Source organism: Tenacibaculum ascidiaceicola, from assembly GCF_047470925.1.
Taxonomy (GTDB): domain Bacteria; phylum Bacteroidota; class Bacteroidia; order Flavobacteriales; family Flavobacteriaceae; genus Polaribacter; species Polaribacter discolor.
Window position 1 is genome coordinate 227,440 of the sequence record NZ_JAZKJP010000008.1, and the last position, 20,658, is coordinate 248,097.

Below are 20,658 nucleotides of genomic sequence, written 5' to 3' on the forward strand. Positions count from 1 at the left end.
AAGCAACAGTTCAGTATAGTATTTTATATAAATAATAACAATAAAAAGATATTTGAAGCATTAATTAAAATCAATTAACATGAAGAAAATTATTACAATTTTAGTATTAGTACTTACAGTAAGTATATCAGCACAAGATAAATACGAAAAAGGAATGGCAAAAGCCTTTGAGCTTTGGAAAGTGAATAAAACAACGGAGGCAGCTCAATTATTCGAGCGAATTTCTAAAGCTGAAAAAGACAACTGGTTACCGTCTTATTATGCAGGGGTGATCAACATCTTAGAGAGTTTTCAAATAAAAGAAGAAGCACCGTTAATTGCCAAATTAAATAAGGCACAAGAGTTTTTAGATACTGCAAAATCTATTTCACCAGAAAATCCGGAAATATTAATTACACAGGCATTATTACATGTTTCATATATGGCTTTTGATGGACAGAAGTACGGGATGACTATGTCGATGAAAAATGCAGCGTTGTATGAAAAAGCATTGAAAATAGCTCCTAATAATCCGAGAGTTATTTTAAGTAAAGCTGAATCGGATATGGGAGCAGCTCGTTTTTTTGGACAATCTACGGAACCTTTTTGTAATAACGTAAAAAGAGCTATTAAGTTAGGAAAGGAAGAAAAAATAAAAGAAAAATTTTATCCTAAGTTTAATGTACAAAGAGCAGAACAGGTATTGAAAAAATGTATGAAGTCCTAATACTTTTGTACTAACTGAATTAATAAGTTAAAAGAATCTTCATCAGCTACCCATTTTTTATACTTTTTAAAAGGGAGCTGTTGAAGTTTTTTTGTAAGAAAAGATTCGTTTCTTTTTGTTATATAGTTCAAAAGTAATTTATTATCACCTATTTACAATCAATTTAGAGAAAAAGGTATCTCTCTTCATAGGATATAAAAAATAGAAAAATTATAGATGTTTCTTGGTCTAGTACGATGATGTTTTTCGTAATGGTTTCTATCACTTCTTATTTCTTTATTAGATAGCTTATCATAAGCCTTGTTTAAAGTGTAGTTGTTTGATTTATTGGTTTAATTAAGGTTGATGTCTTGTGTAATCAGATGATTAAAAAGTAAAAAAGGTATTTCCAATAAATAAAAGTGATAAAAAATAATTTTAACACAAAATATATATTTTTATATAAAATAAAAAGTATCAATAACTTTAATTAAGAGAGTTGTTATTTTATTTTAAAAATATTAACTTTAAAGTCAGTTAATTATGTCTGGAGTAAAATGTGTTTTATATAAAAATCTAAAAGATGAAAAATATTTATTTAATTTTAATTCTAGCTGTTTTATGTTCTTGCAGCAATAATGATGATAATGAATCAAGTTTGATAGCACCAATAGCAACCGAGGCTACTCTAATTATGGACACAAGTTTCTTTGCTAACTGGAACCTTGTTAATGATGCAACGGAATATCAATTACAGGTAGCAACTGATAATTCATTTGCTAATATCCAGTCAACAACTGGTAATTTATCCGGACCATCGAATGTATCTAATTTAAGTTCTAATACCCAGTATTACTACCGTGTTCAGGCAAGTGATTTAAATAATAATTTCTCATCATATTCAAACATAATTAGTGTTCAGACATTACCTAGTGCACCTGTAGCTGAAGCTGCTTCTTCAGTTAAAACCACATCTTTTGTTGCTAATTGGCAACCCGTAAATGGTATTACAACATATGTATTATATGTTTCAAAAAGTTCACCATTTTCAGAAGGGTCTGTACTTCCATCATTCAATGGTATTGAGGTAACTGGTACTTCTTTTGAAGTAACAGACTTAGAGTTTAATACTACTTATTCTTATGTTATTAAAGCTAAATCTGGTAAAAGAGAATCAAAATTATCCAATTCAATTAGCATTTTAACATTGTAGTATAAATTCTCGAATAGGTTGTCTTTCATCCCTCAACAATAATTATAAAGTATAACCCTTATGAAAAATTTACTTAATAAAAACTGTACTATACTTCTGCTTTTAATAACATTATTTAGTCAGGTTGTTAAAGCCCAAACAACTTATACGGTTACTGCAACTACTGAAGATGGACCTGGGTCAATTATAGAAGCCATACAAAAAGCAAATGCGACCCCAGGGACTGATATCATCGAGTTCACTCCAGGATTACAAGTAAATGCAGCTACGCGAGTTAATCCTAATTTCCCATTTATGCTTGACATTGCAGAATCTGTAGTGATTGACGGGAAAGGAGGTGCTCTTAATGGATTTCAACATTGGATAAGTTCCACGGGGGTAATTAATGGCACAACGTTTTGCCCAGGAAGTGACAACGGTAACACAGAAATATTAGCCGAAATGCCTGGCCTTTTAAATGTTGGAATTAAAGGTCAAGATAATTCAGGTATTGAAGTAACAATTAAAAATTTAGACGTAAAGCAATTTAACGAGCTAGCTAGAATAAGAGAATATGCATCCTTAATTGTTGAAAATGTTAAGGCTAAAGAAATTTTTTCAGCTTACGAGTGCAAAACGACTCCGATGTTTTTTGCTGATGAAGGAGCTTCTTTAACCTTAAGAAATTCAGAATTTACTGAAAGTGAATCTTGGGGTGAAGATGCTATATCTGGAGTTAATGCAGAAGATTTAATCATTGAGAATTGTTTGTTTTATGACTTAAATAAACGACAACATTTTGCTGTTAATTGGAACGGGCAGACGAGTTCTAAAATTCATATTGTAAGTTCACGATTCATGGCAGTAGGTGGTATTAATATCAGTGGAGATATAGATATATTTAATTTTGTAAATTCTACTTGGGTAAATGGTAGTTATGAAGAACCTAGATTTGGAGATCGATTTATAAATAATTCCACGGGTTCAATGAATATAATTTCCTCTTCAATAAGGTGGAATTCAAATACTTGTAATGCTCAGTGTGAATTTAATCCATACCCTGGTCTTATTGAAAGTAAAAAAGGTCAAATCAATTTTATCGAGTCTGCTATTGGATTTAATTTTAATGATTACACTACTTTTGATAATATTAGAACATTACGTATCACAGAAATTGATGCAAAGGGCTTTACAGCAGACGAATATACGTATATAGAACCAACAAATATTTCATCTGAAAATGGATTAAAACAAATCACAGGACAACAAAATTTAATTACAACAGGAACTGCATTTAATCCGAAAGTTATAAATACTCCTCTTGATTTAGATTTAGTGCAACCCGCTATTTCTGGTGTATTAATTGACAAAATTAATTACCCTGTTGGTAACCCTATTACCAATACTGCCATTACTAAAGATGCAATAGGTAATGACAGATTTGATACCAATGGCTTTAGAGACATTGGAGCTATTCAACTTTCATTGGCACCATTTTTAAAACTTGAACAGGTTGTAGGGCAATCAGTCGATTTGAGTTGGAATGAACCGCTGCATCACGATAAATTTCCGATAGCTAGATACGAAATTTCATATTCAGAAAAAGGGTCTTCAACACCTAAAACTGTTGATATAGATAAAAATGAATTAACTAAAACCATTGTTGATTTATCGTATAGTCAAACGTATGAATTTAAAGTAAGGGCTGTATATGATGATAACGGCACAGAAGTAGTTGGACCTTTTAGCAATATTGTTGATGTTCCAATATTAGCTCCGTTTAATATTGAACCAAAACTTACTGCTATCCCCGGCGATGGAGAAGTTAATGTTACCTGGACACTACCAGATTTAGGTGGGCGTACATTTGAACGTTATGTTCTTTTTTATCGAATTGGTGGCACTACAAAAATTATAGGGGGACCTGGATCAATCAATGATTCAAATCAAACGAATTATTTAGCAACAGATCTAACTAACGAAATCCCCTACGAGTTTATATTAAAAGTAAAAGCTTCAGGTGAGTGGAGCGCTGAAGTGCTTGAAACTACAACACCTTCATTTACATATGGTATTGATGATAAGATTTTATACTATCCTAATCCTGTAAATGATTACTTACAAATTAATGTAAAAGAAAGTTTTAAAGTTAAAATGTTTTCAGCGAATGGCAGATTGATATTAAATTTAATTAACAATAAAAAAATTGATATATCTAATTTACAAAGTGGACTATACATTATTCAAATTCAAGTTAATGATAAACTATATTTTGGTAAAATATTAAAAGATTAAGGTTATAATACTATATGATTTTAATTTGTCTTTAAAAAGGGTATAAAAAGATGTGCTTAACTTTTTTTATAAAACTATTTAGTAGTATAGTTTATATATTATAACAAGTAGCTCTGAATGAAGTGTTAATTCAATAATTTTTAGTTTCGATTAAAAAAACTAATAGAGTTACTGTTATGTTTATAAACTCATTTTTTATCAATTTATTTTAATTCTCAAAACTCATCAATGCTCAAGTTAGTATTTCAAGCAATAAAGTTTTATACATGTTCTTAAACATTCTGCTTTAGAAGTTATCTTTTAAATCTAGCCTAGGTAATCAGTAATATAATTAATGTTTTTTGAAATCAACCTTTTTAGGTTGAGGTAGATACATTTGATTAATCTCTAACAATTTGGCTACACCAGATTGAGATTTCTTACGTTTTAATCGTGTTTTATGTATTTGTTGTTCTATAAAGTTATAGGCTTTATAATCAGCTATTTTTTTCAGGAGTTATAATTACTTTTGTCTCGGTTATAAGTATGGTAATAGGAAGTTGTAGTAATTTTATTTTTATTATTCAAGTTAAATAGAGTAAAAATCCCAAGTGATTAGCTTGGGATTTTTGGTAAACGAACTTTTTCTTAGAAAAAGCATTTAGTTGAATGTTTAATTTTTTATAATAAAGCTATATACTGTAGTGCTATTTTACATCAATAACGAATTCATCTCTAGGAATTCTAACTTTTTTCATTGGTTTAATCCAGTCCTTTTCATCGTCGGCATAACCAATGTACATTAGTGATACACTTTTTAAGCCCATTTTATCTAATTCTAAAACTTCATCAACTACTTTATTGTCAAACCCTTCAGCAGGACAAGTGTCTACTTTTAACTCTGCAGCTTGTGCTAAAGCTAACCCTAAAGCAATATAAGTTTGTCTTGATGTGTGTGCAAAATTAACTTCGTCAGGAAGATCTAAATACACTTTTTTAAGCATGTCCGTATAGCTACTAAATCTACCTCTAGGTAATCCTCTTTCGTCTGTAGTATAGTCAAACACTTTGTCTATTCTTTCAGCCGTATAGTTATCCCAAGCAGCAAATACTAACACATGCGAACAGTCTTTCATAGAATCAGGGTTTAAAGCTCCTTGTACTAGCTTTTCTTTAACCTCCTGATTTGATATTGAAATAACTCTAAATTGTTGTAACCCCGATGAGGTTGGTGCTAATCTAGCAGCTTCAATAATTTTTTCAATATTTTCTTCACTTACTTTTTTATTTGGATCAAAAGCTTTTACAGCATGTCTCCAGTTAAGATTTTCTATTAATGACATTATATTAATATTTAATTATTTGTTGTATTTAATTTTACTTCAATATTTCCTCTTGTAGCATTTGAGTAAGGACAAACTTGATGAGCTTTTTCGGTTAAGGCTTTTGCTTCTTCTAAAGAAACATCAGGAATATTTACATCTAATGCTACTGCAAGTCCAAAACCACCATTTTCTATCTGACCAATACTTACTGTTGCTTTGACAGTAGTTGTACCAGTATTAATTTTAGATTTTTTGATGACTAAGTTTAATGCACTATCAAAACAAGCTGAATATCCTGCTGCAAAAAGCATTTCAGGATTTGGATAATCGTCATTAGCTCCTCCCAGCGCTTTAGGATGTCTAACATCAAGTTCTAAAACTCCGTTTTCACTTTTTACATGTCCGTTTCTTCCGCCAGTTGCTTTGGCGCTGATATTATAAATTGGTTTTATTTTTTCCATTAATCTGATTTAATATATGTTCTATTATATTTTTGAGTTCTGTTAATTTGTCAACAGAAATATTTAGAGAAGTCATAATTTGACCAGGAACACATTCTGCTTTTTCTTGGATATTTCCCCCCAGTTCTGTTAAATTAATTTTCACAACGCGTTCGTCCGTTATCTCTCTTTTTCTTTCTATAAGTTTTTTATGCTCTAACCTTTTAAGCAAAGGAGTAAGGGTACCACTGTCCAAATTAAGTTTAGAACCTATTTCTGATACACTTTGATCACCTTCTTCCCATAAAACTAACATTACTAAATATTGAGGGTATGTTAAATCTAGCTTTTTTAGTATGGGACGGTATAAACTAATTACTTCTTTCGCTAGCGTATAAACCGGAAAGCATACTTGATTGGTTAATTTTAATTGTTCTGACATAATTGACTTATAAATAACGGTACAAATATATTACACAATTAAATTGTGTACAATTTAATTATTGTAAAATTATGTGAAAATTATTTTAAGAATGTTAATTGGGGGTATAGATTGATGAATAAAATGACATCACTTTATTTAGTTATTCTATTTACTTGACAGTTATAGCATCCGGGTCTTGCGTTATGTATTTGTATATAAGAAACTTCAGGATTGCTTAAAAATAATTGAATCTTATTTCTTAAATCATTACCCCTACAAGTATCCATTTCTTGTATCATTCCACCATTATCATATCCCCTCAAAGATAGGTATCTATGATTGAGAAATTTTGGAATCTCATTAACTTCTAATTTTGGGTTTTTAGCATTTTTTCTCACAAAAATAGGCCCACTTGATTGATAAGGTGATTTAGTTTTATGATGTTGAAAAGGTAATAATATAACTTCTTCTCCTATTTCTGCATCTTGAAGGCTTACTCTGCAAGGAAAACCAGGGCTTTTATCTACTATCATTTTTACAATACTGTTAGATAAAAGTTTTTCTGTGTTTAAGTCAAATAAATGATTGAAGGTGTTTTCTATGGCTGAAATTCTAAAGTTATGAGTCATAATTTTATTTTTTAAATAGGTTTATAGTTTGCGATATTAGTTTTGAAAAATTACTAAAGGGTTGGATTCTGTTTTAATATTTTGCTTTATGGAGTAGTTTTGGTGAGAAATTCTCTTATAGTTTTACAGATTCGTAACTATTTATTATTATTTTTCTATCTGCACTCCATCTATAATTCCCCATATTTCCATCACTTTTAATAACTCTATGGCAAGGAATTAAATAGGCAATAGGGTTTTTGCCAATAGCACTGCCAACAGCTCTAACAGCCTTGGGGTTACTTATCATTTCGGCAATATCTTTATATGAAAGTAAATTTGAAGAAGGTATTTGAAGTAAGGCTTTCCAAACTTGAATTTGAAATGGGGTACCTTGTAAATCTAAATTAATTGGAGTTGTGGGAATTTTCCAGTTTTTGAAGTATTCTTGAACAAGTTTACCGTTATTTTGTAGTTCTTTAGTAAAAATTGCCTGATGGTATTCAGACTTAATTTTTTCAAGACTTAAATTATCAAAAGATAAGTTACAAATCCCTTTTTTTGTTTCAATAATTATAGCACTTCCAAAAGGTGTTTCAATTTCTCCAAAATAGAACTTCAAATTTTTTCCTCTTTTTTGAAATTCTCCTGGAGTACAAGCTTCTATTTTAATAAATAAATCATGCAATCTACTGTTTCCTGACAACCCAACATTATATGAGGTTTCCAAAGTAGATTGACCTTTTCGCAATAATTCTTTAGCTTTTTCTAATGTTACAAATTGAACATAATCTTTTGGACTAATACCAGCCCATTTTTTAAAGACTCGTTGAAAATGAAACTTACTTAAATTTACATGATTTGCAATTTTCTCTAAATCAGGTTGTTCTTCGTAGTGATCTTTGATGAATTTGATTGCTTTTGCAATAATATCGTAATGGTATATATTTTCCATACTACAAAGGTCAATTCATTTTACTTAATTTTCAATCCGATTGTTGCTGTTCTGATAAAGGAGTGTAGTCTGTTATATGAGAAATAAAACCTATTTATTTTCAACTCGTTTCAAATTTAAATCATGAAAATCAAAACTAAAATCTATGTTAGGAGATATGCCTTTCATTTTTATACCAATAGCTTTACCTTCTTCATCTAAATTAAATGTAGCAAAAGCATCAGCATTCATATCTTTATATTCCCATTTTACAGCAAAAGTAGTCGCTTTGTAGTAGAACATTTGCCCATTCAACTTAGGGGAACGTTTAGAAGTAAACCAAAGCCTTCCATTCTTTAAGGATATTTCTACTTCACCAAACCAATTATCTTTATAAGTTCCTAGGTAGTTGTTTAAATTGATGTTTACGGATTTGTTTCGCTCAACTGTTTTCCAAACTTTGGTAGTTACTGAATCTGATTCTTGTCCAGTAGCTTTTGCTTGCTCAGCTAATATTTTTACCCAATCTTTTGCTTGAATCTTTAAGTACGAATCCAATATTGTTTCAGGAATAGAACTATAAGCTTTTCCGCCAGGTAAGGAGTTTGTTAAAACGACAATTCCTAAATTAAGTTCAGGAACTAAAACAGTTTTTGATAGCATGCCAGGTAAACCACCTGTATGGTTAATCACAATTTTTCCTTGCTTATCTGTAATGAACCAACCTAAACCGTAAGCTGCAAAATGTTGTTTGGTTCTTGGGTTAGGTTTTGTGGTGAACCTTAAGTTAGTATGAGGACTCCACATTTGTCTTTGCTGTTTCTCAGAAAATAATTCATTGGATAACTCTTTGCCATATTTACCATTATTTAGCTGCATAAGCATCCATTTTGTTAAGTCATGTACACTTGCATAAATGCCACCAGCAGCTGCAATCAAATCGTTATCGTAAGTAGCTAATTGTTTTATTTTTTCACTTTCAGAATCATGAGGCAATGCTAGGTTTGCATTTTTAGCTAATTTGGAACTTATAGGAACAGAATTTTTCATTCCTAGCGGATTAAATATTCTGGATTGTACAAAATCAGCCCAAGGCATACCACTAACTCTAGCTACGACTTCTCCTGCTACGATATACAAAAGATTGTCGTAATCGTATTTGGTACGAAAAGCTGAAACTGGTTTTTGATATTGAAAACTACTTACTACATCTTTAATGGTGAAATTAGAACCGTCAGGAAAAAACATTAAATCTCCCGCGCCCAGTCCTAAACCACTTCTGTGGGTTAAAAGGTCGAGAACGGTAAAGTTAGCGGTAACATAATCGTTGTACATTTTAAACTCAGGAATGTACGTAATTACTTTGTCTTCCCATTTCAGTTTTCCTTCATCAACCAATATGGCTAGGGTAGCGGCCGTAAATGCTTTTGAATTTGAAGCAATGGCAAACAAAGTGTTTTCGTCTACTTTTTCTTTGTTTTTAATAGATTTAACTCCGTATCCTTTAGAGTGAATTACTTTTCCATCTTTTACTACAGCGACTGCAATTCCTACAGAAGGTGTTGATGCTAATGCTCTGTTTACAAGAGCGTCAATTTTAGAGGAATTAATTTCTTGGGCAAATATTGAATTTAATGTAACAAATAATGTAATTATTGTCAACTTGATAATTTTCATATATTTCTTTATTATTAATATGTTTTTCATAGATTGATGTTATAAGTATTTTTAATCGAAATCATAATCTGCATCCCAACTTCCTCCAGAGCCAATGTCAAAATAATCATCTATTGAATCAAATATCTCTGATATATCAGAAAATAAGTCAGAAATAGATAAGTCAGAATCATATATAAAGTCGATTCCAAACCAATCGCCGTAATATTCATTATTACTTGAAGATACGTTTGAAGTTAATTTTAGTTTCTCTAAAAGTTCAAAGTTTAAGTTTTTGAGTAGGAAGATATTTCCTTGAAGAAATAGTATTAATTCAAGCGCTTTGTTAGGTTTCTTATCAATTAAATCTCCTATGCTTTCATCTATTTTGTTTAAGTATTCCGTAATATCGGTTTTTAATTCATTTCCTTTTTGACTAGTCTTAAGCCAAGAAAAAGTATTTACAACCAAATTATTTTTAAAAAAATCATCGATTTTTAAATCATGAATAATCTCTTTTTTATACTTGTATTCGGATGGTATTTCTTTAAATATGACTCTTAAATACGACCTCAGTTGAAAATAGCTATCCTCATCAATTTTCTCTGTAAAATGTTTTTCGAAACTGTTTGGTTTATATGTCGAGTAGTTTTTTCCAGTTTCTACCACTGTATATTCTCTCAAATGTGGATCTCTAGGATGAGATTTCTTTAGTATTTTTTTAATTACCAGTACTTGTTTTAAAAGCAAATCAAATAATGTCAACTTTAAGAGTTCAATTAATTCTGTTTTAGGTTCTAAAATCAATTTAGTTCCAGCTGGTTTTAATTCTGATAATAAATATATGTTTGACTCTTTGAATTTCGAACCAGAATTAAACTTTATTATTTTATGAGGATTCTTCAAAATGTTTTTTAACGTATTTGTATAACTGTTGTTACGGTATTAAAGTTACATATTTTGTTTAAGAAATAGTGTTAGTAATTACCGAGTGGATTCGGACGTAGTCGAATCCACCGTAATTGCGGTCATACATTGTTAGGGCATGTTATTTGTTTTTATTTCTAAGCTCAATTTCCATTGCTTTTTTATAAAAATCAGCAAATTCTTTTTCATCATACTTAACTCTCATAGCAGCTAAAACATCTGGTAACCCTAAACTAAACCAATCCCAAAGCATAGTGTCGTAATTGTATTTATACATTTGTTTCCCTATTTCGTTTCTTATTTGTGTTATTTCAACAGTTGAAATACCATGCCTATTTAGTAATTGGGTTGTCTTAATGTCTTCTTCTGGAGTAATAGTAGTATCTAGGTATGGTTCTAATAACCAGTTCCAGTTTTTTGTTTCTTTAAAAGTAGCTATGTTGTTTTGTTCTGTAAACTCTTTAAGTGACTTGGTATGTTCTCGAGAGATAAATATAACTTCATCACCAATTTTAATTAATGGAGGATAGGATTGATGGCAAATAGCAGTTATTTCATCAGCTTTAATTTTTTTATTAGGAAACACAACTGACGGTTTAAATGGGTATGCTAAAACTTCAATTTGATTTTCTAAGATTCTAGCTTCTCCAATTCCACAAATCATATTATCTATTTCATAGCTCGTAGCTCTAAAAAAGGAGCCTTTTTTAGTATATTTACTAAATATCTTCTTTAAAAAATTGAGCATTTTTAATTACTTTAATAGGTAATATTTTTAATGATTAATTGTAGTTTTATTCACTTAATTTATTGACTAACTTTCTAGAAATAACTGTGTCGTAAATTATTTTTAGCTTCGTTATTTTATTTTCAGAGTTAAGTTCAATAATATCAACTACATCAAACTCTACTTTTTCATTGTTTTTTAAAGTCCATTTATAGGTAAAGTAAAGAGCCAAATTGTTAGAATCATTTTGTTCAAAAATTCCTTTTAGAAAAAGTTCAGAATTAGAAGTGTCATTATTTAATTCACGATAAAACACATCTGCTTTTTTAATTCCATAGATAGGAGATTCAACAATTCCGTTATTACTAAACAAACCAATAACCTTTTCTATATTTCCGTTTTCTAGGTATTCTAGATATTTTTTTGCTATTCCACTTTTATTCATAAAATAAAATTTATTTTAAAACTACGTATGTATTTACTCTAAAGGTATGGTTTTAATTCTTGCTCAAAAAATAGTTGAATGTTAGTTTTTAGTATTAATGAATTAATATTCTTTTTAGAATTTATAAATGCAAATCACATTTATAAATTCAATTCGAGTATCTCTCCGGGTAATCCGTCAAAATCTTTAAACTCTTTTGAGTAGAATCCATTATTTGTTAAAACTTTTCTTGAGGGAATATTTTTAGGGTCTATTATTGCAAAAATTCTTTTTAAAGAATTTTGTTTTTTACCTATTTCAATTAATCTTCTTCCAACAGTACTAGCAATTCCCTTTCCCCAGTATTTAGGCAAAAGCATATATCCTAATTCAGCTTTAGTAGTGTTAGCTTCTGTTATTTTTAGTTTAGCTAATCCTAAAAACTCATTTGTATCTTCATTAAGAATTTTGAAGTTACCGAAACTTGGTGTAAGCCTGTTATTTTCTATTAGTTTTTCAAAGTCCTTTTTAGCTTCCTCTAATTCAATAGCTCTTTCGGTAATCATTTCCATGACTTTTTCATTATTTACGAGTTTGAAATAATCGGTAAAGTCAGATTCTGTGAATTTTGTTAGTATTATTTTCATACAATATTTTTTTAGGATTTGTTTTCAGAATAGTAGCAATTCACAGTTGTAAGTAGCTGTTTGATTTGAATTTTAAAAATCTAATTATCGCAATTTTGTATATCTGATTTGTAAACAGGGTTAGCAAGTATAATTACGAATATAAAAACAATTGCTACGAAAACAAACTACTTTTTATAGGTAACTACCTACCATATACATTTGATACTTGTAATTAACAATAAAACATCATATCAAATAAAAATGGAAGAACAAGTTGCTATTTTAAAAAATGAAAATTATTCTTTTAGAGAACTTAATGGAGGCATTGCAATTTTAGATTATACAGGAAAGTCTACTGATATTGTGATACCCGATAATATTAACGATAAACCTGTAAAATATATACTAAAGGAAGCTTTTGATAACAAAGGACTCAAAGCAGTGGTTTTACCAAAGTTTCTAGAGTATATAGATGAAGATGCTTTTTATAAGAATGAAATAAAAGAGTTGGTAATTCCTTCAAAAGTAAAAGAAATAAGGGGAGGAGCCTTTGGGAGAAATAAGATTGAAAAACTTGTTATTGAAGCATCAATTACAACAATTCATATGTTTTGTTTTGTGGGTAATGCGCTTACGAGTATAGATTTACCAGAGTCAGTAACTACATTGTATAACGATTGTTTTGCTGAGAATGATTTTGAAGAACTTACAATTCCAGAACATATAACAACCTTAGGAAGTGATTCTTTTAAAGATAGCAAGAAGTTAAAAAAGGTAATTTTACCTCAAAAATTAGAAGGTAGTATTACTGGAGCTTTTAGAGAATCAGATATTAATAATATTGATTTTGTGTTGTACTAGTTAGTATTAATTAGAGCTAACAAAAAACAGTCGCTTTAAAGTGACTGTTTTTTTATGTTAAAAATTAAAACTATTCTGTTTCAATAACCAATTTTTTAATCTCTCCTATATTTTTATTACCTGTCTTTATATACATGGCTTTAAAGTCTTCGATGGCTTTCATAAAATCTTGTTTTGAAAAATTATTGTCATAAGGAGAAAAGTAAAAATGATATTCCTTATTATTTAAATCAATAATAGGAGATAAAATTCTTTTAAATCCATTATTTATTCTTCTATCTGCAAGCTCTTTACTTGTAAGCACTATTTTTTCAGAGTTAAACACAGTATCTCTACGTCTGTTTAAAATATCCATGTATTTCGTTCTTCGCTGTTTTTTGAGTTCAATTTCTTCTTTACTCATTTTATAATCGACAACGAGACTGTATTTTTTTATAGAAGAGTCAGTATAAATAGAATCGAATAAAGTGGCTTGAATAAGTCTTACACGGTTATTGTTTAATATAACTTTATAACCTAGGCTTTTGTCTTGTAAGAATTTTTTGAGTGCATCTGTTTTTGCTTGTGTATTTGAATAAGAAGAAATATACTGGTTTGTATAGGACTCCAAATTAGGATAAAAAGTTGCTTTTAATTTGGAAGTGTCGTTGGTGTAAATATAAATAGTACTGTTGTTTTTTAGTATACTATCACGGTTTTTTTTATAAAGAGTAAAAACGGTATTATACTCACTATATGCTTTTTTTGTAGCTTTTGCTATAGGGTCTTCAGTATCTAATATCTTAGTAAGAAGAATAAAAAAGACAGGAATAATTATTATAGTTATGAAAATAAAAAACACCGTAAAGCTATTCTTATCAACGTCTTTTTGTATTGTATTTTGTGATGTAGTTTTTTCTTTATTAGAGATTAAAACTTCTTCTTCTTTTTCCAGTTCTGAATCATCAATTTCAGGAAATAAACTTTTTATTTGTCTTTTTGTAGTTTCATTATATGGGTTTCCATAAAACCATACCTCCAAACGCTCGATATTTAAACTCGAAAATGATTTAGGTAAAGAAGTTATTCTATTATAACTAAGGTCTAGGTTTGTTAATTGATTAAGCTTTCCTATATGATGAGGTAATTCTCGAATATCATTTTCGCTAATACTTAAAAATTTTAATCGCTTTAAATTACAAATTGATTCAGGAAGTCGTTTGATATTGTTAAAGGAAAGATTAACCCTTTCTAACTGATGTAGGTTGCCAAAACTTTCAGGTAAATACTCAAAGCAATTTCCTTCTGCCCACAATTCTTTTAAATATCTTAATTTATCAATAGAGTTTGGTAGTGTAACTAAGTTATTGTCATCTAAAGAAAGGGCTTCTAAATAATTTATTTGTAAAACTACCTCAGGCAAATGGTCTAAATTAAGACTGTAGATTCCCAGATCTTTTAAAATATATAATTTGTTAATCCATTTTGGAAATTCAACCAATGGATTAGCACCAATATCAAATTTTTCTAAATTTGTTAGTCTACTAAATGATTCAGAAATAATTTCAATTTGATTTTCTGAAAGTGATAAGCTTTTTAAATTTTTTAATTGTAATATTAGCTCTGGTGCAGTTTTAAAATTATTGTTTCTAAGTTTAAGAACTTCTAAATGTTTTAACTCTGTAATAAAATTAGGTAATTCAGAGAGTTGATTATTACTTAAATTAAGTTCTCTTAGGTTAGGGTTGTTTAGGATACTTTTTGGTACTTTTTTTAAAGATTTATGTGATAAATCTAAAATATCTTTTTCTTTTAATTGATGAGGCATAGCTATTTATGGTGTAAGGTATATACACTTTGTCTACATATTAATATGTATAGGTTTTTTGCAATTTTATTGATTCAAAGATAAAAAATAAACACAAGAAAAAAGTGATCTTTTATATAGAGGTTACACTAATTCAGATAAAAAAACTATTAGTTTTGAAGAGTTTATAAAACTTTTTTTCTGCTTTAAAGTCTAGATAAGTATTGGTTTATAGGTGTTTATATTATTTTTTGCGTATTTTAAGGTGTTTTTTTCGCGGAGAATTGGCATACGCTGTGAGTGCCATTAAATGTTCACAGTTTCAAATAACTGTAAAAAATTTTAGTATGAAAAATTTATTAAACTTAGGAAAAGTTCTAAACAAGTCTGAACAAAAACAAATTAAAGGAAGCAATGGTAATGAATGCTATGAATGTCTACCTGATGCTCCTCCTGGAAGTGTCTTTAGATGTGCGGGAGCTGATAAATGTCAATTTATGGCTGATGGTTGTCATATATGCGTGTAAGAAAGATATAGAGCTTAGCGAGCTTCGGTTCGCTTTTCTTTTTATAGTATTATAAACTATGCTTAGTTATTTAGAAGTTTTTTCAAAAAACAATTTTAGAAATACATTAAAAATATAAACTCTTTTCCAAAAAAATAGCGAACCGAAGCTCGCTATTTAACTTTAGTTATATTTTTTTTGGAACACATCTACAGTTTTCGTCAAATTCATGATCTTCATCACAAGGAAGAGGAAGATAACGACATTCAGTTGTTCCTCCATTAATAGATTGTTGTTCTTGTTTATTTAAAACAGAACCTAAGTTTGAAATGTTCTTTAACATAATTTTTAATTTAAAATTTTATCAAAACTAGGTATAAATAAAAATGAAGGAATCTTTAAAACCGTAATAAAAGTAGGGTAATTCCTTACTTAACTAAATTTAACAATTAGTTATTGTTGAAAAGAACTTACTATGTTTTTATGAATAATAGTTATATAATAAAAAAGTCCTCGGTGGGCGAGGACTAATAATATTAATTAACGCAATCATCAAGGGGAGCACTAGCTATATGTGTACAACCTCCACTCCAATTTAAGCAATATCCTGAAGGACAAGATGTTTCCCCTTTACCATTAATAGATTGTTGTTCGTTTTTGTTTAAAATAGCACCTAAGTTTGAAATGTTCTTTAACATAATTTTGAGTTTTAAAATTTACTAAACTTAGTAATAAAATATAATGGAGAAACAAAATAAGCCGTAATAAAAGTAAGGCAATTCCTTACTTAACTAAATTTAACAAATAACTAGAGTTAAAGAAGTAATCATAGGATTTGGAGAAATAGAAAAGCGAGCAGAAGCTCACTTATTTTTTACTTAATCATTGTAAAACATTGACCGCTTCCTGAACAAGACCCAGCACATGTTCTTAAACAGTTGAAATAGTTTGGATTATTAAATGGTTCACAGTCATGACCACCTGTAGAGTAACAATCATCACCTTTTCCGTTAATAGATTTCTGTTCAGACTTGTTTAGGACAGTACCTAAGTTTGAAATGTTTGTTAACATAATTTAAGTTGTTTTAAAATTTATCAAACTTATAAATAAATCAAAATTAAGAAGTGGAAAAAACCATAAGAAAAGTAAGGTAAAACCTTGTTTGTTAGAGATATAACAAATAACTATTCTTAAAGAAGTATAGAGATGATTGAAACAAAACAGGAAAAGTTATCTCTATAATTATAGTTGTATCCAGTGTTTATTTTGTCAATATCCAGTTTATTAGGTCTTTTTTGTCTACAATAGCCCAACTATGAGGATGTCGTTCACCATTTGCTCTATATCCTTTGTTAGTTGTTGGTATATACTCAACATTATTAAAACCTTTAGTTTTTAAACTCTCATATAATTTTTTGATATAGAAAGCATTCATTTGGTCATAATCAGCCATTCTATTCTTTTTCCACCATAGAGTATCAGGTTCGGTATAAAGTCTAATCTTAGTATTTTTTAGTTTCTCTATGTTAGAAATATTGTCTGTACTAGAGGTAAATACAGCTTTTTCCTCGTATTTTTTAATACTATCTTTAGGGTTGCCAAAGTTATTACCTAATGTTTCTAATAGCCAAGTACTTTCTAGAATTGCAGGCTCTGAAAAGTTTCGTTCTATATTTTTTTCTGAAGATTCATATAGAGCAACTAAGTCTATTGGGGAATCTACTATAAATACCCCTTTTGGATCGATATAGAACTGTTTCTTCCCAACAATATAATTGCTTATTAAAAGACTAACAACTCCACCGCTAGAAAAGCCTCCAATAAAGATATTGTCAGTTGGCAATTGGTTTTCTGTAATTATATTCTGTAAGCTTTTGGCAAGTTGTTGTTTTTCGTTTTCTTCAAGCCATAATTTCTGATTAAGATTGGAAAGTATAACCGCAATATTATTTTTTCTAGCAATATCAAGAATTTTAAACTCTCTTTTAATGTCTTTAGCAACTTCTGGGTAACCTCCAAACAGAATTAAAACCGCTTTAATTTCTTTTGTTGGCTTATAAAGTTCGTAATCTTCTTTTATAAGTTCAGTAAACTCAGACTTTTCAGGAGTTACTTGTTGTTTTTCTTGTTTACTCTGCCTACAGGAAACAAATACAGTAAAAGCTAGAATTAAAATTATTGTAAGTTTTTTCATTTGTTAAATTGTGTAGAGCGGTTTAGATAAACTGTGTTTTAATGCAGTTTAGGTTTTGTTAGCTACTTTTTTTGTGTTTTACAATCCAAATATCTGAGGCGGTTGAATACCAATTTTTGGCAGTGCATCATGCATCACTCCTCCAACAGAATTATCCACTTTATACTTTCGTCCGGTCGGATCGATTCCAACATTTAGAATTATAATTTCCAGATAAATTTCATCCTTTTTATATCTCTCAATCCAATTCGTTTTAAATTCTTTTTCAATTGCTCTTAAGATCTCTTCATCTTGTAATTGAATATTAGCTCCACGATTTATAGTTGCTTGTTCTGATTTTTTTATCTCAATCGTTATGTTAGAATAAATTCCACCTTCTCCTTCTCCAAGAAAGAATTTGTTGGATGATATTGTGGAGTTGTTTTTCATTGAATTATAGCCATTGTTAGAAAAAGTATTTTATTCCTCCAATTATTCCAATAATTATAATTAATTGAATTATGAATAATATTAAAACGGTTATTGATATTAGAATTGCTTCAATTCTATCGTTATTATTTTTAAATATTCTATAAACTAACCATAGAATGACTAGATAAACTACTGGATCTAAAATTAATGGAAATCTGAAAATTAAGTAGCTTAAAATTCCTATTAAGGTAGCTTGTCCAATTATAAATGAACTTATAGCTAGATGTTCTATTAAATTATATTTTCTAAAAAATAGTTTTAATGATATTCCTAGTGGAATTATGCATAATACCCAAAAATACTTCAAGTAAGTTCTAATGAAAAGTCCAACGTAATTACCTGTCTCTTTAAGTTTAGATTTTGTAATACTATTTTCTTCGACTAATTCTTTTGGTACCTTAAAAAAGGTTATTACAATTATATATATGGTAATAGCAAGAATTAGAAACGAAATAGGGTTAAGAATCCCTTTTCTTTTTCCTAAAACATAGTCAATTGTAATTTTTCTTGGATGTAGCAATAGTGCTTTTATATTAAATAAAAGGCCTTTATCCATATTTGTAATAGATGAAAATGAATCTTCAACTATTGAACTCAAAGTTATTTTTTTAGTTCCATTTCTTTCACCACAATTTGGACAATATTTTTCATTGTGTTCAAAATTACAGGAAATACAATTCATTTAATTCTTTAATTAAGTGTTCTGATTTTATTTTTGCCAACGGTCTTGTATATGAAAAGTAGCGAATTTTATGCACTAAATTTTCGATTTATAACTGACCTTTAATTTATTCATTCAATTTTTATTATTCATTTTTTTATAGCCTATACTTTCTATTCTTAATATATTTAATTAAACTGTAGATTAAGAATGTTATAATAAAATAAAAAGCAAATTTAAGAACGATTAGAGCGTACATACCTCTATATTTTCCATTATAATATTCTTTAGGTGCGTCTTTTAAAAAATAATATCCTGTTAATTTACTTTTATATAAAGGTTGATATTTGAGGTTAAAGTCGATATATTCTTTAAAACCAACTGATAATTTTAAATTAGAACCATCACTTAATAATGTACCTTCAATATCAAATCTAATTCCTTCACTTGTATTTACATTTCTATCCCACGTTTCTTTTATTAAAAGATAGTCTATATCCATATATTTTTCTTTATTATTTAAGCTTTTAATGTTCTCAAACTCTTTGAAATAACGGTTGTTAACTAAATCAAGAATTGTGAGCCCAATTGAGCCAATACATAGAAAAATAAATATAAAAAAGAGAATTCCTTTTATTTCGTTAAACATTGTTTTTTTTATAAATTAAAGTATGATAGAGGTTTGTTTTATTAGGAGATTTAATTTAATTAAGCTGATTTTTGAAAATTGTAGCTGAAGGTTTCATATTAACTATAAGTAATGGGAGTAAATCTAATACTTTTTGACATTAGTAGTTTCAGGTTAACTCAGATACAGTCAAAACTGCCGTAGTTGCAGTTATACATTGTCGTAAAACGTTTTTATTTCGATTTACATTGTTCAATAAAATAATTTCCAAACTCAGTAATATGAAAATCATCAGAGTTCGTATAATTCGCAGATAAATCTAAATTTAAGTCAACTGTTGGATTATCTTCATCGTCATCATCAAAGTCAGCAGAAGTTGAGCCATCATCTATATCTATTTGTGGTTCTTCATATCGTAAAAGTCCAAGTGATTCTAAGTTGTCAATATAAATTTTAGTGAATTTTTCATCCAATTTAAATCCATCTTTTACAGACTCGAAGGAAATAATTATGTCATCAATACTTATATCTTCTAGAGTATATTTTTTGTATTTGTTATCTAATAATCTTGCTAATTTTAATTGTCTCTGAACATCCAAATCTTCATAAATAAAATCAAATATTTTTGCTTCTAAAGAAGATAACGATGAAAGAGTATTTATCAATCTTGGTTCTAAACCATTTTCTGGTGTGGTTGAAATGTTTGCAATCAAACTTGCCCATTTATCTTGTAAAAATTCATCATCTTCAACAGATGACTTTTCTACTAATGGTACTAATGTTTTAAGGTTTAATTCTCGTGGTTCAAGTCCATTTTTATCAAGTAACTCTCTTGTTTTATTGAAAATTCTGACTTGATTTTTCAATCTTCTAAATTTAACATTATCGGCAAATAATTCGCCAAATTCAGTAATTGAAGGTCCTAACAATTTGGACATAAACTTTTCAATTTTATTCAGTATTTCCTTGGTTAAATTAAGGCTTTCAATAACTTCTTTCATTCAACGTTATGTTTGTCTTAAATGTTTTACAACTTATTTATCCTCATAATAAAATTACCAATACACATCTTGCAAAGTAGAATAAATGGAAGATATAGCAATTTTATTAACACTCTCAAATATAAAAAAAGTAAGATAAAAAAGTGTAACTTTTTTATCGGGTCGCCACCCCAAGCCTAATCAGGTCGCCACCCCAAGCCTAATCAGGTCGCCACCCCAAGCCTAATCAGGTCGCCACCCCAAGCCTAATCAGGTCGCCACCCCAAGCCTAATCAGGTCGCCACCCCAAGCCTAATCAGGTCGA

General features: G+C 29.0%; 24 protein-coding genes. 5 read left to right on the top strand and 19 right to left on the bottom strand.

What is annotated here, in order from left to right:
* The first annotated feature begins 79 nt into the window (after positions 1-79).
* From VBY68_RS09500 to VBY68_RS09510, 3 genes are all read left to right on the top strand, one after another.
* Positions 80-706: a tetratricopeptide repeat protein gene (locus VBY68_RS09500; RefSeq protein WP_415269569.1), complete on the top strand. Its 627-nt coding sequence runs from the start codon at positions 80-82 to the stop codon at positions 704-706.
* 562 nt (positions 707-1,268) lie between these two features.
* Positions 1,269-1,898 (top strand): fibronectin type III domain-containing protein, encoded by a 630-nt coding sequence (locus tag VBY68_RS09505; protein WP_099214119.1) that lies wholly within the window; start codon positions 1,269-1,271, stop codon positions 1,896-1,898.
* Positions 1,899-1,958: 60 nt separating this feature from the next.
* Positions 1,959-4,172, top strand: a complete 2,214-nt coding sequence (locus tag VBY68_RS09510) for a fibronectin type III domain-containing protein (RefSeq protein ID WP_415269570.1) — start codon at positions 1,959-1,961, stop codon at positions 4,170-4,172.
* Between the two features lie 686 nt (positions 4,173-4,858).
* Here the strand turns inward: VBY68_RS09510 and VBY68_RS09515 are convergent.
* The 10 genes from VBY68_RS09515 to VBY68_RS09560 form a co-directional block, all read right to left on the bottom strand.
* Positions 4,859-5,494, bottom strand: a complete 636-nt coding sequence (locus VBY68_RS09515; protein ID WP_099214121.1) for a nitroreductase family protein — start codon at positions 5,492-5,494, stop codon at positions 4,859-4,861.
* A gap of 11 nt (positions 5,495-5,505) precedes the next feature.
* Positions 5,506-5,937, bottom strand: coding sequence for an organic hydroperoxide resistance protein (locus tag VBY68_RS09520; protein ID WP_197017722.1), 432 nt, complete (start codon positions 5,935-5,937; stop codon positions 5,506-5,508).
* On the bottom strand, positions 5,912-6,358 hold the full coding sequence (locus tag VBY68_RS09525; protein ID WP_273695398.1) for a MarR family winged helix-turn-helix transcriptional regulator: 447 nt from the start codon (positions 6,356-6,358) through the stop codon (positions 5,912-5,914). The genes VBY68_RS09520 and VBY68_RS09525 overlap by 26 nt, the downstream gene beginning before the upstream one ends.
* A gap of 134 nt (positions 6,359-6,492) precedes the next feature.
* On the bottom strand, positions 6,493-6,969 hold the full coding sequence (locus VBY68_RS09530; protein WP_415269571.1) for a DUF1203 domain-containing protein: 477 nt from the start codon (positions 6,967-6,969) through the stop codon (positions 6,493-6,495).
* Positions 6,970-7,084: 115 nt separating this feature from the next.
* Positions 7,085-7,903 carry a bifunctional helix-turn-helix domain-containing protein/methylated-DNA--[protein]-cysteine S-methyltransferase gene (locus VBY68_RS09535; RefSeq protein ID WP_415269572.1) on the bottom strand — a complete coding sequence of 273 codons (819 nt, stop codon included), beginning with the start codon at positions 7,901-7,903 and terminating at the stop codon, positions 7,085-7,087.
* Between the two features lie 90 nt (positions 7,904-7,993).
* Positions 7,994-9,589, bottom strand: a complete 1,596-nt coding sequence (locus VBY68_RS09540) for a serine hydrolase (protein ID WP_415269573.1) — start codon at positions 9,587-9,589, stop codon at positions 7,994-7,996.
* Positions 9,590-9,610: 21 nt separating this feature from the next.
* Positions 9,611-10,444 (bottom strand): hypothetical protein, encoded by an 834-nt coding sequence (locus VBY68_RS09545; RefSeq protein ID WP_415269574.1) that lies wholly within the window; start codon positions 10,442-10,444, stop codon positions 9,611-9,613.
* A 142-nt stretch (positions 10,445-10,586) separates the two neighbouring features.
* The gene (locus tag VBY68_RS09550; protein ID WP_415269575.1) at positions 10,587-11,213 is read right to left on the bottom strand and encodes a hypothetical protein; all 627 of its coding nucleotides are present in this window, start codon (positions 11,211-11,213) and stop codon (positions 10,587-10,589) included.
* A 46-nt stretch (positions 11,214-11,259) separates the two neighbouring features.
* Complete coding sequence (locus VBY68_RS09555; protein ID WP_415269576.1) at positions 11,260-11,637, bottom strand: nuclear transport factor 2 family protein; 378 nt, start codon at positions 11,635-11,637, stop codon at positions 11,260-11,262.
* Positions 11,638-11,777: 140 nt separating this feature from the next.
* Positions 11,778-12,263, bottom strand: a complete 486-nt coding sequence (locus tag VBY68_RS09560) for a GNAT family N-acetyltransferase (RefSeq protein ID WP_415269577.1) — start codon at positions 12,261-12,263, stop codon at positions 11,778-11,780.
* 243 nt (positions 12,264-12,506) lie between these two features.
* Between VBY68_RS09560 and VBY68_RS09565 the strand changes: the two genes are divergently transcribed.
* Positions 12,507-13,106, top strand: a complete 600-nt coding sequence (locus VBY68_RS09565; protein ID WP_415269578.1) for a leucine-rich repeat domain-containing protein — start codon at positions 12,507-12,509, stop codon at positions 13,104-13,106.
* Between the two features lie 70 nt (positions 13,107-13,176).
* On the opposite strand, the gene VBY68_RS09570 is transcribed toward VBY68_RS09565, so the two are convergent.
* Positions 13,177-14,913 (bottom strand): leucine-rich repeat domain-containing protein, encoded by a 1,737-nt coding sequence (locus VBY68_RS09570; protein ID WP_415269579.1) that lies wholly within the window; start codon positions 14,911-14,913, stop codon positions 13,177-13,179.
* 326 nt (positions 14,914-15,239) lie between these two features.
* Here VBY68_RS09570 and VBY68_RS09575 point away from each other — a divergent pair, with 326 nt between their 5' ends.
* Positions 15,240-15,419 (top strand): hypothetical protein, encoded by a 180-nt coding sequence (locus VBY68_RS09575; RefSeq protein ID WP_415269580.1) that lies wholly within the window; start codon positions 15,240-15,242, stop codon positions 15,417-15,419.
* Between the two features lie 166 nt (positions 15,420-15,585).
* Here the strand turns inward: VBY68_RS09575 and VBY68_RS09580 are convergent, their stop codons facing one another.
* The 8 genes from VBY68_RS09580 to VBY68_RS09615 all read right to left on the bottom strand — a co-directional run bounded on the left by VBY68_RS09580 (position 15,586) and on the right by VBY68_RS09615 (position 20,219).
* Positions 15,586-15,741 carry a hypothetical protein gene (locus VBY68_RS09580; RefSeq protein WP_415269581.1) on the bottom strand — a complete coding sequence of 52 codons (156 nt, stop codon included), beginning with the start codon at positions 15,739-15,741 and terminating at the stop codon, positions 15,586-15,588.
* Between the two features lie 193 nt (positions 15,742-15,934).
* Positions 15,935-16,096: a hypothetical protein gene (locus tag VBY68_RS09585; RefSeq protein WP_415269582.1), complete on the bottom strand. Its 162-nt coding sequence runs from the start codon at positions 16,094-16,096 to the stop codon at positions 15,935-15,937.
* Between the two features lie 176 nt (positions 16,097-16,272).
* Complete coding sequence (locus VBY68_RS09590; RefSeq protein WP_273695388.1) at positions 16,273-16,470, bottom strand: hypothetical protein; 198 nt, start codon at positions 16,468-16,470, stop codon at positions 16,273-16,275.
* Between the two features lie 190 nt (positions 16,471-16,660).
* On the bottom strand, positions 16,661-17,593 hold the full coding sequence (locus tag VBY68_RS09595; RefSeq protein ID WP_415269583.1) for a hypothetical protein: 933 nt from the start codon (positions 17,591-17,593) through the stop codon (positions 16,661-16,663).
* A gap of 78 nt (positions 17,594-17,671) precedes the next feature.
* Complete coding sequence (locus VBY68_RS09600) at positions 17,672-18,022, bottom strand: hypothetical protein (RefSeq protein ID WP_099214137.1); 351 nt, start codon at positions 18,020-18,022, stop codon at positions 17,672-17,674.
* Positions 18,023-18,038: 16 nt separating this feature from the next.
* Positions 18,039-18,746 carry a DUF3667 domain-containing protein gene (locus VBY68_RS09605; protein WP_415269584.1) on the bottom strand — a complete coding sequence of 236 codons (708 nt, stop codon included), beginning with the start codon at positions 18,744-18,746 and terminating at the stop codon, positions 18,039-18,041.
* Positions 18,747-18,882: 136 nt separating this feature from the next.
* Positions 18,883-19,227, bottom strand: coding sequence for a hypothetical protein (locus VBY68_RS09610; protein WP_415269585.1), 345 nt, complete (start codon positions 19,225-19,227; stop codon positions 18,883-18,885).
* 359 nt (positions 19,228-19,586) lie between these two features.
* A complete protein-coding gene (locus VBY68_RS09615) occupies positions 19,587-20,219 on the bottom strand; it encodes an Abi-alpha family protein (RefSeq protein WP_415269586.1) in 633 nt (210 codons plus the stop codon).
* Between the last annotated feature and the right edge of the window lie 439 nt (positions 20,220-20,658).

Excerpts from the sequence above, each read along its gene's own strand:
- VBY68_RS09580 (WP_415269581.1), bottom strand. The coding sequence starts at position 15,741 with ATGTTAAAGAACATTTCAAACTTAGGTTCTGTTTTAAATAAACAAGAA.
- VBY68_RS09535 (WP_415269572.1), bottom strand. The coding sequence starts at position 7,903 with ATGGAAAATATATACCATTACGATATTATTGCAAAAGCAATCAAATTC.
- VBY68_RS09600 (WP_099214137.1), bottom strand. The coding sequence starts at position 18,022 with ATGAAAAACAACTCCACAATATCATCCAACAAATTCTTTCTTGGAGAA.
- VBY68_RS09500 (WP_415269569.1), top strand. The coding sequence starts at position 80 with ATGAAGAAAATTATTACAATTTTAGTATTAGTACTTACAGTAAGTATA.
- VBY68_RS09540 (WP_415269573.1), bottom strand. The coding sequence starts at position 9,589 with ATGAAAAACATATTAATAATAAAGAAATATATGAAAATTATCAAGTTG.
- VBY68_RS09510 (WP_415269570.1), top strand. The coding sequence starts at position 1,959 with ATGAAAAATTTACTTAATAAAAACTGTACTATACTTCTGCTTTTAATA.
- VBY68_RS09530 (WP_415269571.1), bottom strand. The coding sequence starts at position 6,969 with ATGACTCATAACTTTAGAATTTCAGCCATAGAAAACACCTTCAATCAT.
- VBY68_RS09605 (WP_415269584.1), bottom strand. The coding sequence starts at position 18,746 with ATGAATTGTATTTCCTGTAATTTTGAACACAATGAAAAATATTGTCCA.
- VBY68_RS09610 (WP_415269585.1), bottom strand. The coding sequence starts at position 19,227 with ATGGATATAGACTATCTTTTAATAAAAGAAACGTGGGATAGAAATGTA.
- VBY68_RS09525 (WP_273695398.1), bottom strand. The coding sequence starts at position 6,358 with ATGTCAGAACAATTAAAATTAACCAATCAAGTATGCTTTCCGGTTTAT.
- VBY68_RS09515 (WP_099214121.1), bottom strand. The coding sequence starts at position 5,494 with ATGTCATTAATAGAAAATCTTAACTGGAGACATGCTGTAAAAGCTTTT.
- VBY68_RS09575 (WP_415269580.1), top strand. The coding sequence starts at position 15,240 with ATGAAAAATTTATTAAACTTAGGAAAAGTTCTAAACAAGTCTGAACAA.
- VBY68_RS09585 (WP_415269582.1), bottom strand. The coding sequence starts at position 16,096 with ATGTTAAAGAACATTTCAAACTTAGGTGCTATTTTAAACAAAAACGAA.
- VBY68_RS09520 (WP_197017722.1), bottom strand. The coding sequence starts at position 5,937 with ATGGAAAAAATAAAACCAATTTATAATATCAGCGCCAAAGCAACTGGC.
- VBY68_RS09560 (WP_415269577.1), bottom strand. The coding sequence starts at position 12,263 with ATGAAAATAATACTAACAAAATTCACAGAATCTGACTTTACCGATTAT.
- VBY68_RS09555 (WP_415269576.1), bottom strand. The coding sequence starts at position 11,637 with ATGAATAAAAGTGGAATAGCAAAAAAATATCTAGAATACCTAGAAAAC.
- VBY68_RS09595 (WP_415269583.1), bottom strand. The coding sequence starts at position 17,593 with ATGAAAAAACTTACAATAATTTTAATTCTAGCTTTTACTGTATTTGTT.
- VBY68_RS09570 (WP_415269579.1), bottom strand. The coding sequence starts at position 14,913 with ATGCCTCATCAATTAAAAGAAAAAGATATTTTAGATTTATCACATAAA.
- VBY68_RS09505 (WP_099214119.1), top strand. The coding sequence starts at position 1,269 with ATGAAAAATATTTATTTAATTTTAATTCTAGCTGTTTTATGTTCTTGC.
- VBY68_RS09550 (WP_415269575.1), bottom strand. The coding sequence starts at position 11,213 with ATGCTCAATTTTTTAAAGAAGATATTTAGTAAATATACTAAAAAAGGC.
- VBY68_RS09590 (WP_273695388.1), bottom strand. The coding sequence starts at position 16,470 with ATGTTAACAAACATTTCAAACTTAGGTACTGTCCTAAACAAGTCTGAA.
- VBY68_RS09565 (WP_415269578.1), top strand. The coding sequence starts at position 12,507 with ATGGAAGAACAAGTTGCTATTTTAAAAAATGAAAATTATTCTTTTAGA.